Genomic DNA, 14,508 nt, shown 5'->3' with positions numbered 1-14,508 from the left:
GGACGTATCAAGGGAGCTGTTTTTAATATGGAAATGACCATTACAAGAGCATTAAGTGAACTGAAAATGTTAGATAAAAGAATCAACCGAACGATTGATGAAGCTGTACTCGGTGGCTTGGTCATCGGGAAACATATACAGAACGGATTTCAAAATCAAGAAGAAGTAGAAAAAAAGGCAAAAGCAGATGACCAATCGATTCAAGCATTAATCAAACGCCGAAATGCCATTAAATCAGCCATCGTTGTGTCGAATGCTACGACAACGATTGAGGTGGCGGGTGTTAGCATGACCGTAGCAGAAGCTATTGAACGCAAGACATCCATAGATTACGATATTCGTTTTTTACGAAAATTAAAAAAGGTCTACACAGAGCTGGTTGACCGGTCAGAACAAATCAATGAAGATGTGAAAAAGAGACTGGATCAACATTTAGAAACACTATTTGGGAAAGACGGAAAAACACAAGCCGCTGCCAACCAAGAGATCGTCAAGTCATTCCTAGCTGAAAATGAGGCGGCGATCATTGACCCTCTTCGTCTTCGAGTGAAGATTGAACAGCTTTCGAAAGAGATTGAAGATTTCCAAATGGAAGTGGATTTCTCCTTATCAGAAAGCAATACCTTGACAAAAATACAGATCGACTAGTCGATTTTGTTAGTGAGCCGAAAATCGATAGGACTAAACACCTCCGAGGGAAAGGTCATTCCCTCCTCATCTGATGATCATCTTAGGATGATCCATGATAAAAGCTCAAAGCTGAACGTTCAAAGCTGAAAGCTCAAGTATTCAAAGGTCTTATCCATCAAAGCTCAAGATGTAAAGCTCAATGCTCGATCGAATCTGGGAGAAACGGCTCATGAGTGTTTGTTTATCGACTCTTTCGGTTGCCGCCCAGCAGGTTTGCTAACAAAAAGAAAAGGATGTCAGCTAGTGACATCCTTTTTTCTATGAAAACGACAGGCTTGCGCCAAGTCGCCTCTTCTAGCAGATTAGTAACGTGATGTATATGCCAAATGGTACACACTTGTCACATTTGAAGATAGCGTGATGTCGTTTGAAGTGAAAGTCACTGGAACGATATCGTAGTAATGTGTAGACCAGCCTGCATTATTGTATGTACGGTAGCCTGCACCTGCAGGCACTTGAATCGTTAGTGAAAATTGTCCATTCTCGTCTGTTGTACCTGTCGCTGTTTGAGCATATGATTTGATTGCTGCTTCAAAATAAAGCTGAATTGGCTGATTCGCCATGAGTTGACCACTTGTGTCCTTTAATGTTCCTTTAAAAGTAGCTGGATAATATGAACCTACACGATATTTACTGCCAGAACCGTAATTAACTATACCACCGTCTGCTGCTGTGACGCCTGTTACTTGTACGGATGCTGGTACTGCTCCTGTTTCCTCTGCATGTGCAAAGCTTGGGAAAACGAGAAGCAATGATAGAAAGAAAGCAAACATGATTTTTTTCATCGATAAATCCTCCTTTTTTTCCTACTATATTACTATCGACAGTTATTGTCATTTTTCCAGTAAAAAACAAAAAACTTCCCTTTTTATTCAAAAAAGGGAAGCTGCAAAACTATTTTTTCACAACAACTTTCACTGCTTTACTTTCTCTTTTTCTCACATCTGAAGCTGTCACATATAAGACAGTTTTGGCTTTTTGCGGTTTGATTTTAGCTGTAAATGCGCCTTTGCTATTGGTTTTGACCGTTTGAATGACTTTCTTTGATTTGTTCTTCACCTTGATCGTCAAGCCTGCACCCGCAGTTCCTTTGACCGTTTTACTTTTCACTGTTACTCGATTCACTTTTGGCTTAGCTGGCGCTTTGCCCTTTTTCACGACCGTTTTGAGCGAAGTCGCAGCCTTTCCTTTTGATATCTTGATGTGAAGCACTTTATTTTTGTTTTGATGCTTGATCTTCACACTAAAGGTTCCCTTTTTGCTTGCCGTGCCTTTTCCAAGCAGGGTTTTGCCTCTATACACAGAAATGGCAGCGCCGGCTTTCGCCTTTCCTGTCACCTTTTGATGCTGATCTTCTACTTTGTTAACTGATGCGTTTAATTCAACAGCACTTAACGCGGCAAAAGCATTGAGTCTGCCATGTCCTGTCACCCAATCGATACCCGGAATTTTCGGATCAACAACAGGCTCGTCATTTTCATCATAGAAAACGTCATCTGTTCCATCAACAGCTTTAAATGAAATATCATCCGCTGTATTTTGTAAAATATTTCTCACTTGATTTGGTTTCAGGGTTGGATTTTTAGAAAGCAGTAATCCTGCTGCTGCTGCAACATACGGTGTAGCCATTGATGTCCCGCTCAGGTATGAAACATTCCCATCAGGCATTAAGCTTGGAATATCAGACCCTGGTGCAGACACGCTTAATCCTTTCCCATAGCTTGAGAATTCAGCGGCAATATCCATGCGATTGCTTGCACCAACTGCCATGGCGTACTTGGAAGTCGCAGGATAACCCATTTCTGGAATGCCATCGTTTCCGCTCGCCACTACCACTAATACATTTTTTTGTGCAGCATAGTTCATCGCATATTCAATGACCTTGCTGTAGTAGCCGCCAAGGCTCATGTTGATGACCTTTGCTCCTTTGTCCACTGCATGTTTAATGCCAAGAGCAATATGCTCTGTATCTCCATTTCCATACGCATCCAGTACTTTGACTGGGATGATCCCTGTATGTTGATTCAGCCCTGCCATGGAGTAATGATTGTCGGCTTTTGCTGCAATGATACCTGCCACATGGGTACCGTGGCCATTGTCATCAATTGCATCTTTATTACGGCCAATGAGATTAGCACCTAAGTCTGTGCGAACCGTTCCGCTTAAATCGGACAAACGGCTGTCGACACCTGTATCCACAACAGCGATTAACGTTTGCTTCATTTTGCTTGTACCAATCAATGTATTCATTTGTTCAAACTTCACATCAGCGCCTTTTTTCCCACTGTTCTGCGCACTGTTTTTCAGCGGCCACTGATAACCATACTGCGCGTCATTGCTGAGCGCACGATACGTTTGTACAGGCTCTGCAAATTCAACATTCGGCATACTAGAAAGCTTTCTCGCCGTGCTTTTGATCACAGCTTTGCCTGCTTTAAGCGTTTTGCCTGCTGATTCTTTCCCTGCCGGTACATCATAAACATACATTCCTTTAAATAAAGGATTTACTGACTGAGATGTCACACGGTTTTCTTGAATTCCGTAGCTTTTCATTTTCTTTTTTGCGGATTGAAGCGTTTGTCCATCCTTTAATTTAAAGATGATTTTGTTTGTGTTGACCTTTTCTTCTGGAACAAGCTTTTGTTTCTCGAGGACATAACCGATCGATTTTCCTTCAAGCTGATCGATTCCTACTTTTTGCCCCACTGTTTCTAATTCCTTTTTTAAATAGGCTGGACTTGCCTCTTTGAGCATATCAAAAAGGGAACGGATCGCCTGTTGCTCTTTCTCTGTGACGATATGACCGCTGAATGCACCATTTTTCTCTACGTCATTTAGCAATGATTTCAATGTAAGCAAATGATTATACACCGTTTGCTGCTTTTTTTGATTGTTGATGAGTTTAGATTTGAGAAACGGCTTTGTTTTTTGTAGCAGACGTGTAAGCTTCTGACCATCGGCTGTTTCATTGAATCGTTTGTCTTCGATCGTACGAATGGATTGAAGAATTTCACGTCCATGCTTTTTCTCAATAATGATGATCGTTGGTTCTTCTTCTTCAGGAAAAATCGGTTCAGATGGCGGAAGATTCGCACCTTTATACCCGATTGTATATGTTGCATCCTCTTCCTCATCACGGCTGTCTTCCTCTGAACCTAAATACAGCACTTTGACATAGTAAGGACCTGACCATGCATGCGGGAAGTTGATTTCTGTCTCTCCACTTGCTGTGTCCACACGATATCTCGAATAAGTGTCATCCTTTATCGCTCTATCCTTACTTGGGTAGACCGATACAGATAACACTTGTTTGCTTTTGACAGCAATTTGCATATGTGTATGTTTTGCCACATCATCTGCAGATGGCGTGATTTGGTACCATGACTCTTCTTTTTCATTCTGTAATGTACCTGAGATGACTTCACCATCTTTCAATCCAATGGCTTCATTGACACTTGTGCCTTTACTAGCTGCTGATGCTTCGTACCCAGGTAATGCAGCCATACATAGAATGATGGCCATGAGTACAACCACACAGGATTTGACCTGCTTTTTAAACATGAAAAGACCCCCTTATCTTTTACAATACCTTGGAAGAATATCACATAATCCCTTTTAGTAGAATCTATTTTTGACATAATTAAACTCGTTTTAAGCTAGGATTTGAGATATTCAGATGGCTAGTCTAATCGCTTCATAAACTTTTTGCCATTTCAAACGGAAAATGATGCTATTTAACCATGTCGAAAAGTACATTACAATCAAATTGTAAGCGCTTAACAAACAAGAGAGAAGGGATCAGCTTGTTCCAAAAAGATCATGTTTTTACACAAGTAAACGGTCGATCAAAGAATGAGATTTTACAATACATTTCCGAGAAAGCTGAAGACCTTCACATTACAGATGATCAGTCAGGGTTATTAACAGATTTGTTGAAACGCGAAGACGAAGTCTCAACAGGACTTCAGCAAGGTTTTGCGATTCCTCATACAAAAAGCTCTGCTGTTCAAACGGCTTCACTTCTCTTTTTAGAACTTGAACAACCCATTGATTGGGGAAGCTTCGACGATTTGCCAACAAGCTATTTATTTACACTGCTCGTTCCACTAGAAGAGGCCAATGTCACACACCTCAAATTACTGTCTGGCATTGCCACAAGTTTAATGGAGCCTGCTTTCATCGAAAAGATTCAACCCGGTCAAACAGCAGACTATTATTACGAAGTCATTGAACAACAATTGAAAGAGGGGATTACACAATGAAAATTGTCGGTGTCACTTCATGCCCAGCAGGGTTAGCTCATACACCAATGGCAGCAAAAGCATTAGAGAATGCGGGTAAACAGCTTGGACACGAGATTAAAATCGAGCAACAAGGAATTATGGGACAGGTGAATGGCATTACAGCAGAGGAAGCCAAGCAGGCAGACCTTTGCATTATCGCCTCCAATCAGCATATTAACGACGCTGAACGCTTCTCAGGTATTCCTACTGTTCGTGTCGAAATCGGACGCGCCCTAAAAAATGCCGAGCAAATCATCACAAAAGCCGTTGCGCTGGTTGAAAAGAAAAAATCTGAATCCCAATAAACAAGAGCAATGCCATATAGAAAGGAGCAAAGCAGAATGAAAGCAAAATTAAAAGTCATTGAAGGCCACCTCATGACCGGTATTTCTTATATTCTTCCGGTGATCATCGGAGCTTCACTTATCGTTGGTTTAGCCAAACTAGTCGGGTTAGGTTTTGGTGTGTCAGATTTAAACGCCTATAAAGATGCAGGCGGCATTTTACATGGTGCCTATTTGATGGAACAGGTTGGCTGGACAGGCATTGGCTTAATGAACGTACTGCTCGCTGGCTTTATTGCCTATTCGATTGCGGATAAATCTGGTCTTGCGGCCGGCTTTATCGGCGGAGCTCTTGCCAGCTCAACAAATGCTGGTTTTATCGGCGCCGTCATTGCAGGTTTCTTCGCCGGATATGTCGCTCTCTTTGTGAAAAGAAAAATTCAAATTCAAGGCTCCGCAGCTGGACTCGTCCCTCTGCTCATCTTACCGCTCATTACTGTTGGCTTAACCGGACTTCTCATGTCCGTTCTGCTGGGCGGTCCATTAGGGGCTTTGAACACCGCATTAATTGAATGGATCAAAGGCATGGTTGCAGATGGAACAAGTACACTCGCACTTGCTCTCATTCTAGGTGCCATGATTGGCTTCGATCTTGGCGGCCCAGTGAATAAATCAGCTTGGATGGCTGGTAACGCGCTCTTCCTATCAGGTGTCTATCTTCCTGCCATTCTCGTCAATATCGCGATTGTCATTCCTCCGCTTGGATACGGGCTTGCGACATTGATTCGAAAACGCAACTTCTCTCCTACCTTCAGAGAAGCCGGACGAGGCGGTCTTGTGATGGGGATTATCGGGATTACAGAAGGAGCCATTCCCTTTACACTCGTCAATCCTTTGAAATTGATTCCGCTGAATGTCGTCGCTTGTGCTGCTGGAAGCGGGGTTGCTGCCTTATTAGGTGTCCATGACATCATGCCGCCAATTGGCGGACTCTACGGATTCTTCTCAGTAGGAAACTGGTGGGCATATTTAATCGGCGCGCTAACTGGCGCACTTGTTATTGGAATTGGTGCCAACCTACTTGTGAACTTCTCTGAGAAAAAAGAACCCCAAAAGCCAGAACATGATCAGAAGCAGAAAGAAGAAGATGATTTTGACCTTGTGCTAGAAGGATAATTTGAACAAAGAAAGGTGTGTTACACAATGACTGTCAATGTACATGTGATTCCACATACTCACTGGGACCGGGAATGGTATTTTACCACCTCCCGCTCCCGTATCTACTTAATGAAAAGCGTAATGGACATATTGGACACCCTCGAAACAGATGAACGATTCCATTACTTCATGCTCGATGCACAAGCATCTTTGCTAGATGATTACTTGAAATGGCGCCCAGAGGATGAGGATCGAATCAAACAGCTCGTCACAGCAAAACGCCTCATCATCGGTCCGTGGTATACACAAACGGATCAGCTCGTGATTTCTGGGGAATCGATTGTACGGAACCTGCAATATGGGATTGAGCGCTGTCAGCAGTTTGGACATGTCATGAAGGTCGGTTATGTCCCTGATTCCTTCGGTCAATCTGCACAAATGCCTCAAATTTATCAAGGCTTTGGTATTGTCGACACAGCCTTTTGGCGCGGCGTTTCTGATCATATGACGAATCACACAGAATTTAATTGGCGCGGGGCGGATGGCAGTGAAGTTTTTGCAGTGAATCTGCCATTTGGCTACTACTACGGAGGAAATATTCCTGAAAAGGATGAAGACCTGCAATCTTTCCTTTCTGAAAAAATCGGGGCGCTGCAAGCAAAAGCCACGACAAAGAATGTCTATTTCCCAAATGGCTTTGACCAGGCGCCTATTCGTAAAAACCTGCCTGACTTATTAGAAAAAGCCAATGAAATAGACGAGCACCACTATCAAATCAGCAGTTTAGAAGACTACATTGCAGCAGTGAAAAAAGAGCGGACTTCTTTTGAGACATTAGAAGGAGAGCTCATTCATGCCAAGCATATGCGAATTCATAAGTCTATTTTTTCAACAAGAGCAGATTTGAAAATCTTAAACAACCAAATTGAAAACTATCTTGTCAATGTGATGGAGCCGATCCTTACAATCAGCTATTCACTCGGACATGACTATCCGCATGACACGGTGCGTGATATTTGGTACCTCATGTTTGAAAATGCAGCGCATGATAGCATTGGCGGCTGTAATAGTGATACGACGAATCAAGATGTCTTCTTCCGCTATAAACAGGCAAAGGAAATCGCCGAGAATCTTGTGGACTTACACATGCGTCTCATCGCCATCCGGCTGCAAACTGAGCAAGAAATCACGTTCACTTTATTTAATACACTGCCTTCAAAGCGCTCTGAAGTCATTGAAGTCGAAACCTTTATCACAGAACGTCCATTTACACTAAAAGACGCTGATGGACGAACTCTTCACTACACAGTCAAAAGCAAAACCGATGTGACAGATTATGTCTTAGCACAGCAGATTTCACTTAACCCAAGCAAAGAGGTGTACATGCCAAAGCAAGTATGGAAAGCTGTTTTACTCATTGAAGCAGTCGACTTGCCATCCGTTGGTTATACACAAGTCAGCATGGTTTTCGATGAATCTAGTGAATCCATTTTTGAAAAAACAGAAGGTCGTGTCATTGAAAATACGTTTTACCGCATTGCAGCAAATGACAATGGGTCATTAGAAATTACGGATAAACAGACTGGACGAACGTTCTCTGAGCAAATGATCTTTGAAGACAACGGAGATGATGGGGATTCTTATAACTATTCACCACCGCGTGAGGATCTTTATGTATCGTCTAAAGATATCTCATCAGCAGACATCACCGTATCTAAAAGCAGTTTACAGGAAGAGCTCACCATCAAGCTTCAATTGACTGTCCCATATGATTTAGAGGAACGTTCGAAGCAAAAGGTGACGACTTCCCTCCCGATCACAGCGAAGGTGGCTTTAAATAAAGATGAAGCGGTCATCCGTTTTCATGTAAATGTGGACAACCATGCGCTAGACCACCGTCTACGGGTACTCTTTGATACAGGTATTGCATCAAACGTATCACTCAGCGATCAACAGTTTGGCACCATCGAACGTCCAACGGAGCTGACGCAAGAGCTAGAATGGTGGAACAATGAACATTGGGAAGAAAAACCGATTACCATTGAACCCATGCAATCATTTGTTGCACTTCGCAATGAAGCATATGGTGTCTCTCTTTTGACGGACTGCGTCAGAGAATACCAAATCACAGGCGAAGACTACACAACCATTGCTTACACACTCTTCCGCTGTTTCGGAAAAATGGGGAAAGAAAACCTTCTTTACCGTCCTGGCCGGGCTTCTGGAGAAAAAATCGTGGAAACACCTGACGCCCAGCTTCAAGGATCGCTATCATTCTCCTTTGGCATGCACTATAGCCAAGAAGCGGTGAGTGAAGGACACTTGGCTCAACTTGCTAAACGTTACACCACCCCGGTTCAGTGCTACGAGCGGGCAGACTTTTTAAACGGTCGTTTAATTTTCTCTTTCCGAGATGAAAAAGAAGACTTACAATCTACTTATAGCCTGCTTGACATTGAGACAGACGGGGCCGTTCTAAGCGCTTTGAAAAAGGAAGAGCATGGAACAGGCATTGTCATTCGTCTCTTCAATCCATATTTAACACGTCAAACAGCCGCTTCAATCAATAGTTCATCTCTACAACATGGAGAAACAGCGAATTTAGGCGAAACACCTGAAGGACATATACTGAAAGCACAACATGGATCATTACACATTGAACCGCTCACACCTTGTCAGGTACAAACCTACATTGTAAAGAAAAAATGAACATGTAGGGGCGGGATCCATTTGGATTCCGCCCCTCTTTAATGGAGGGCATTGATCATGCGAATTGGAGGCATCGAAGCAGGCGGTACAAAATTTGTCTGCGGCTACGGAACAACAGACGGAACGATTGAACATATGACTTCCTTTGCAACAGGGAACCCAGAAGAAACATGCCGGCAAGTGATCGAATACTTTACAGAGCATCCAGTCGATGCGATTGGCATAGGCGCATTCGGACCTGTCGATGTAAAAGAACACAGCCCCAGCTATGGAACAATTCTCGAAACACCCAAAACAGCTTGGCGCCAATTTCCATTACTCTCAACCTTAAAACAAGCACTCGGTCTCCCTATGAAGCTTGATACGGATGTGAACTGTGCGGCGCTTGGTGAAGCTCGTTTTTCAACGGAAACAGACAGACCAAATTCCTTGATCTATATCACGGTTGGGACGGGAATCGGCGGCGGTGCCTATATTGAAAACCGCCTCATCCACGGACTGCTTCATCCAGAAATGGGACATATCACCGTTCAGCGCCACCCTCATGACACCTATGGGGGCTGCTGCCCGATCCATCATGATTGTTTAGAGGGACTGGCATCTGGACCTGCCATAGAAGGCCGCTATCATACATTGGCACAAATGCTGCCAGAAGAGCATCCAGCCTGGTCACTTCAAGCTTATTATCTCGGGCAAATGACCGCAAATTTATTACTCACCCTTTCACCAGAACGCATTATTTTGGGTGGAGGTGTCATGAAACAGCCGGCCTTGCTGCCGCTCATCCTTGAAGAAACAGACAAGCGTCTTCATGGTTACTTACAATTACCAAAGCCATTAAATGAAATCGTCACAAAGCCTTCCTTTGACGGATTATCTGGTTTAATGGGAGCCATTGCCCTTGGAGCTGATGCCTTAAAGGAACAAGGAGCGGCGCAATGATGATGACGGCAGATACTCGAACCTACCAGCTCATTCAGCGGCTATTTGAAACGAAAGGGTTCGTGAAGCTGGAGGAGCTCACTGCCTCTTTTCGCTTATCTGACCGCTCCATCCGCAATTTAATCAAAGAAGCAAACGAGCTGTTAACACAAGCTGGAGCCATGATCAAGACCATCCGAGGGAAAGGGTATACGCTCTTAACAAGTGACCAAGACGCTTTCCTGCTTTGGCTTCATCAGCAAAAGCTTCCTGCCCGCTCTCTCGTACCCGTCATGCCAGAAGAGCGCATACGATTTATGATGAGAAAACTATTGCTTCAATCAGACTACTTAAAAATTGATCAATTAGCAGAAGAATTGTTCATCAGCCGTATGACGGTCAGCAGTGATTTAAAAAAAGGACGGGAGCTGTTAGCCCGTTACGGTATGACCCTTGTCTCAAAGCCCGGATTTGGCTTAAAAGTAGACGGAGACGAATTGCAAAAAAGGACGTGCTACGCAGACTTACTGCTTGAAGAAGAACCCGCCCTATCTCATATAACTGAGCGGGAACAGCTTCATTTCCCTGACATTTCACTTGAAACCATTCGATCCATTGTGCTGACAAATCTATATCAAGAATCACTGCTCATTAAAGATATTGCCCTAAAGAATTTAGTGATTCACTTAGCGATTGCCATTCAACAAACGAAAAAAAACCAGCGGATACCCGCCAGTACCACTCATACACAAAAACCGCCAGTGTTAACAAGAATCGCTCAAAAGATCACTCATCAAATAAACGACACGTTTCATGTCACCTTATCAGAGGATGAAACAGATTACTTGGTGATGCATCTCTTAGCGAATCAAACGTGGAAAGAAATCGATGAGCACCAAACAACAGAAGAAGTACGTCAGGCAGTGACACGATTTCTCCAGCACATTGAAAAAACAAGCGGTCATCGTTTTGTAGATGACGATATCCTGCGTCAAGATTTGATGCTGCATATGAAGCCATTATTAAATCGAATTCAATACGGTGTGTCTTTACAAAATCCGCTTTTGCATGAGATCAAAACTTCTTATCCTTATCCGTTTGATTTGGCTGTCAGCGGACTCAATGCCTTACAGCTGGTGCGGACGCCAAATGAAGATGAAGCGGCATATGTTGCCTTACATATTGCTGCTTCATTTGAAAGAAGTCATCTTGACACCTCGCAAAAAAAGAGGGCCATTATTGTATGCGGGTCTGGACTAGGAACGGCACGTCTGCTTGAAATTAAATTGAAGGCGGCCTTTCAACATGAGCTTGAGATTGTTGAGCTTTATTCTTATCAGGATTACGCTTTTAGCACGACTTTGCCATGTGATGTAATTATTACAACCGTACCTCTCGCACCAAAGGGGAAACCAATCATTCAAGTGAATGCTTTTTTTGAACATCATGATGTCCAGCGTGTGAGTGAGGTCATTCACCTGTTAAACGGACATGGTTCCCCTTCGCAGGAGCTGATGGCTTTTTTCCAAGAACGATTGACCTTGTTGGATGTGAACCTTTCAAGCAAAGAAGAGGTATTAGATACGCTTTGCAGCCGGCTGGAGGCGCATCATCTTGTTTCATCTTCTTTTCGTTCCTCCGTGCTGGAGCGGGAGCAAATGTCATCTACTTATCTTGGCAAGGGGATTGCGATGCCTCACCCGCTCATCACAAATGAAGGCACCTCCTGCGTGGCAATTGCACGATTGAAACAGCCAATTGATTGGCAGGGAGATCAAGTATCTCTGATTTTCTTGTTAGCCATTCAGAAAGATGACGCTGCCTGCATGAATCAATTTTTTGAACAAGCTGTCGATTTATTAGACAGTCCTGACCGCCTTCATTCCTTGACACATGCAAAGACATTTGATGAGCTGATGCATGTCCTGTTTCAATAGTACAAAAGGCCGCCCAAGTGAAATCGGACGGCCTTTTATTCATCTATTCCTCACATAGGAGTCAATCGTATATGACATTTTTTCCTTCTTCCCTTAACTTTTTTAACGACGTCAGCATATGGTTGATTTCTTCATCGGAGTGTCTTTCCCAAGCGCCTAATTCTGCGACAATTTTCAAAGGGGATGTCGATCGATAAGAACGGGTCGGATTCCCCGGAAACCTTTGATCCGTCAAATTCGGATCATCTTCAAACTCGCCTGTCGGTTCCACAACATAAATTCTCTCTTTGGAATCAGACCGGGCTAATTCAGCTCCCCATTTGGCTGCATTTAATGTTCCGGTGAAATAGATGTGGTTCGATTGTTTATCCTGATAATTGGATAAATGCAATGGTTCAAGCAGGTCCCCAATCTTCAATTCTGCTTTCGTCCCATGAAAAAACGGCCCAGGATCTAAAACATCTTTCTTGTCATTCATACAGCCACATCCCTTATCGTTTTTGACTTGCGTATAACAGTATACGGCCTGATGCGGGCGGAAAACAGTCTATAAATGAGATTAAATTCGGGGTATAATGATAGTAGAGAGTAAGGTGTGAAAAAACAGCAAGCATACATACAAAGCAGTCTTCTTGAAAGAGATAAAAAGCTGTTAGACGCCATAAAAGCCAAAGAGACGTTTGACGTTTTATGTGGTTGGCGTGTTGGCACATAATCAATTAAATTCTTCAGGAAGGGTGTAATGAGATAATGAAAGATAGAGATAAGATTTGCCATATATATGCACAAAAAAGTTGGCATATGGATTCTTATATTATTGGTAATCGTGAGGGTTTAATAGAATTAAAGAATGCTATTGACCAAGCATTGAAAAGTAATGTTGGTCAAGCTGAATTGTTTCCATCAGATTTAGAGGATTATACAACTTACGTTGCTTTAGTTGATGATAAAGAAGAATTGGATTCACTTATTATGCCTTACACTGATGAGGATAATGATGATGAAAACTTGATACATCCAGTTGATATAGTTACAAGTCATGAAGAGAAAAAAACCCCTAAAAATTAGGGGTTTTTTAGTGTGATATTGTTACTTCCCGATGTTCTCTCCATTTTGCTCGATCAATGTTTCATACCAATAAGAGCTCTTTTTCCGAATTCTCTTCAGGTCTTTCAGGTCAAATTCATCACGGTTGACGTAGATAAAACCGTAACGTTTTGAGCAGCCTTGGTGTGTACTGATTAAGTCGATGGCTGACCACGGGCAGTACCCGAATACCTCAACACCGTCAGTAATCGCCCATTTGATTTGTTCGATATGTTTTTCTAAATAATCAATTCGATAATCATCCTGAATCGATCCATCCTCTTCTAACTTGTCAAAAGCGCCCAGCCCGTTTTCTGTAATAATAAGCGGTAGCTGATAGCGGTCGTAGATTTCACGCATCGTAGATCGGAAGCCGGTAGGGTCAATTTCCCAGCCAAATGCATTTTTACTTAAGAACGGGTTGTTGCCGCCTTTGTAGACGCCATCTTCACCAGATTTTAAATGCTGATCTCCGCCGCGGGCAAATTCATCATTGCCATCTCCTTTACTCGCTTCAACCGTTTGAGATGTGTAATAGTTAAAGGCAATGAAGTCTGGTTTTGCACTTTTCAAAATATCCATATCTCCCTCTTCAATCACAGGAAGAATGTCTTTTTCCTTCATGTATGCCCATGCAAGGTTGTTATAACGACCGAATACCGCCATATCAAGATATAGCCAGTTGCGGATCGCATTGTAATTGGCCGCAGCAATGACATCCTCAGGTTTTGGTGATGCCGGGTAAATAAGGGCGATGTTTGGCGCTGGTCCGATTTTCGCCTCAGGCAGCAAACGATGACAAAGCGTCATGGCTTTCGCCTGTGCCACAAGCATATGGTGGTTCTGCTGATACAGTTCTTTTTTCGGATTCTCTAAATTTGGATCCAGTGTACCGAGAGCCGATCCATGTAAGATCATCATGTTTTGTTCATTAATCGTCAGCCAATATTTTACCTTCTCGCCATACTCCTGGAACAAAACCTCCGCATAACGTTCAAACGCATCGACTGTTGAACGATTTGACCAGCCGCCTTTCACTTGAAGCGCATGAGGTAAATCAAAGTGATACATCGTCACAATTGGTTCAATGTCATAGCGGCGCAATTCATCAATAAGAGAATGGTAGAAGTCAATTCCTTTTTGATTGATCTCCCCATCTCCATTTGGAATGATACGTGTCCATGCAATGGAGAAACGATAAGCCTTCAAGCCCATTTCTGCAAACATCTTCACGTCCTCTTTATACCGATGATAGTGATCGCTGGCTACCTTAAAATCCGTTGTCCCCTCAGGATAGCTTTCTCTCATATCAATGACTGAAGGTCCCTTGCCATCCTCGTTCCACGCACCTTCTACTTGATAGGCGGAAGTCGATCCGCCCCAGAAAAAGTCTTTTGGAAATGGTGCTAGTGTTGAATATCTCATGATTATATCCTCCCT

At 43.0% G+C, this 14,508-nt stretch carries 12 protein-coding genes; 8 read left to right on the top strand and 4 right to left on the bottom strand.

The window, feature by feature from the left end:
* The first annotated feature begins 27 nt into the window (after positions 1-27).
* Positions 28-648 carry a hypothetical protein gene (locus ACNO7B_RS01350; protein ID WP_138824969.1) on the top strand — a complete coding sequence of 207 codons (621 nt, stop codon included), beginning with the start codon at positions 28-30 and terminating at the stop codon, positions 646-648.
* A gap of 344 nt (positions 649-992) precedes the next feature.
* Here the strand turns inward: ACNO7B_RS01350 and ACNO7B_RS01345 are convergent, their stop codons facing one another.
* Both ACNO7B_RS01345 and ACNO7B_RS01340 read right to left on the bottom strand, forming a co-directional pair.
* Positions 993-1,475 (bottom strand): hypothetical protein, encoded by a 483-nt coding sequence (locus tag ACNO7B_RS01345; protein WP_048003127.1) that lies wholly within the window; start codon positions 1,473-1,475, stop codon positions 993-995.
* A 109-nt stretch (positions 1,476-1,584) separates the two neighbouring features.
* Positions 1,585-4,251 carry a S8 family serine peptidase gene (locus tag ACNO7B_RS01340; protein WP_417901062.1) on the bottom strand — a complete coding sequence of 889 codons (2,667 nt, stop codon included), beginning with the start codon at positions 4,249-4,251 and terminating at the stop codon, positions 1,585-1,587.
* Positions 4,252-4,493: 242 nt separating this feature from the next.
* Between ACNO7B_RS01340 and ACNO7B_RS01335 the strand changes: the two genes are divergently transcribed.
* Genes ACNO7B_RS01335 through ACNO7B_RS01310 form a run of 6 tightly spaced genes read left to right on the top strand, consistent with a single transcriptional unit; the run spans position 4,494 to position 11,982 of the window.
* Positions 4,494-4,952, top strand: a complete 459-nt coding sequence (locus ACNO7B_RS01335) for a PTS sugar transporter subunit IIA (protein WP_008342176.1) — start codon at positions 4,494-4,496, stop codon at positions 4,950-4,952.
* Positions 4,949-5,278: a PTS fructose transporter subunit IIB gene (locus ACNO7B_RS01330; RefSeq protein WP_007498438.1), complete on the top strand. Its 330-nt coding sequence runs from the start codon at positions 4,949-4,951 to the stop codon at positions 5,276-5,278. Before ACNO7B_RS01335 ends, ACNO7B_RS01330 begins: the two co-directional genes overlap by 4 nt.
* A gap of 36 nt (positions 5,279-5,314) precedes the next feature.
* A complete protein-coding gene (locus tag ACNO7B_RS01325) occupies positions 5,315-6,433 on the top strand; it encodes a PTS fructose transporter subunit IIC (RefSeq protein ID WP_017358746.1) in 1,119 nt (372 codons plus the stop codon).
* 27 nt (positions 6,434-6,460) lie between these two features.
* Positions 6,461-9,124, top strand: coding sequence for a mannosylglycerate hydrolase (mngB, locus tag ACNO7B_RS01320; protein WP_417901061.1), 2,664 nt, complete (start codon positions 6,461-6,463; stop codon positions 9,122-9,124).
* A 57-nt stretch (positions 9,125-9,181) separates the two neighbouring features.
* Positions 9,182-10,066, top strand: coding sequence for an ROK family protein (locus ACNO7B_RS01315; protein ID WP_058336297.1), 885 nt, complete (start codon positions 9,182-9,184; stop codon positions 10,064-10,066).
* Positions 10,063-11,982: a BglG family transcription antiterminator gene (locus ACNO7B_RS01310; RefSeq protein ID WP_410685396.1), complete on the top strand. Its 1,920-nt coding sequence runs from the start codon at positions 10,063-10,065 to the stop codon at positions 11,980-11,982. Before ACNO7B_RS01315 ends, ACNO7B_RS01310 begins: the two co-directional genes overlap by 4 nt.
* A 61-nt stretch (positions 11,983-12,043) precedes the next feature.
* Here ACNO7B_RS01310 and arr read toward each other — a convergent pair whose 3' ends face one another.
* Positions 12,044-12,460: an NAD(+)--rifampin ADP-ribosyltransferase gene (arr, locus tag ACNO7B_RS01305; RefSeq protein ID WP_017366526.1), complete on the bottom strand. Its 417-nt coding sequence runs from the start codon at positions 12,458-12,460 to the stop codon at positions 12,044-12,046.
* 272 nt (positions 12,461-12,732) lie between these two features.
* Between arr and ACNO7B_RS01300 the strand changes: the two genes are divergently transcribed.
* A complete protein-coding gene (locus ACNO7B_RS01300) occupies positions 12,733-13,050 on the top strand; it encodes a hypothetical protein (protein WP_098681017.1) in 318 nt (105 codons plus the stop codon).
* A 21-nt stretch (positions 13,051-13,071) separates the two neighbouring features.
* Here the strand turns inward: ACNO7B_RS01300 and ACNO7B_RS01295 are convergent, their stop codons facing one another.
* Positions 13,072-14,493, bottom strand: a complete 1,422-nt coding sequence (locus tag ACNO7B_RS01295) for a glycoside hydrolase family 1 protein (RefSeq protein ID WP_284724755.1) — start codon at positions 14,491-14,493, stop codon at positions 13,072-13,074.
* Positions 14,494-14,508: the final 15 nt, after the last annotated feature.

Source organism: Bacillus sp. AK25 (assembly GCF_048270685.1).
Classification (GTDB): Bacteria; Bacillota; Bacilli; order Bacillales; family Bacillaceae; genus Bacillus; species Bacillus altitudinis.
This window is presented reverse-complemented; position numbering and strand designations above follow the sequence as displayed.

Coding starts and splice junctions, on each gene's coding strand:
- ACNO7B_RS01350 (WP_138824969.1), top strand. CDS start 28: ATGGAAATGACCATTACAAGAGCATTAAGTGAACTGAAAATGTTAGAT.
- ACNO7B_RS01345 (WP_048003127.1), bottom strand. CDS start 1,475: ATGAAAAAAATCATGTTTGCTTTCTTTCTATCATTGCTTCTCGTTTTC.
- ACNO7B_RS01340 (WP_417901062.1), bottom strand. CDS start 4,251: ATGTTTAAAAAGCAGGTCAAATCCTGTGTGGTTGTACTCATGGCCATC.
- ACNO7B_RS01330 (WP_007498438.1), top strand. CDS start 4,949: ATGAAAATTGTCGGTGTCACTTCATGCCCAGCAGGGTTAGCTCATACA.
- ACNO7B_RS01325 (WP_017358746.1), top strand. CDS start 5,315: ATGAAAGCAAAATTAAAAGTCATTGAAGGCCACCTCATGACCGGTATT.
- mngB (WP_417901061.1), top strand. CDS start 6,461: ATGACTGTCAATGTACATGTGATTCCACATACTCACTGGGACCGGGAA.
- ACNO7B_RS01315 (WP_058336297.1), top strand. CDS start 9,182: ATGCGAATTGGAGGCATCGAAGCAGGCGGTACAAAATTTGTCTGCGGC.
- ACNO7B_RS01310 (WP_410685396.1), top strand. CDS start 10,063: ATGATGATGACGGCAGATACTCGAACCTACCAGCTCATTCAGCGGCTA.
- arr (WP_017366526.1), bottom strand. CDS start 12,460: ATGAATGACAAGAAAGATGTTTTAGATCCTGGGCCGTTTTTTCATGGG.
- ACNO7B_RS01300 (WP_098681017.1), top strand. CDS start 12,733: ATGAAAGATAGAGATAAGATTTGCCATATATATGCACAAAAAAGTTGG.
- ACNO7B_RS01295 (WP_284724755.1), bottom strand. CDS start 14,493: ATGAGATATTCAACACTAGCACCATTTCCAAAAGACTTTTTCTGGGGC.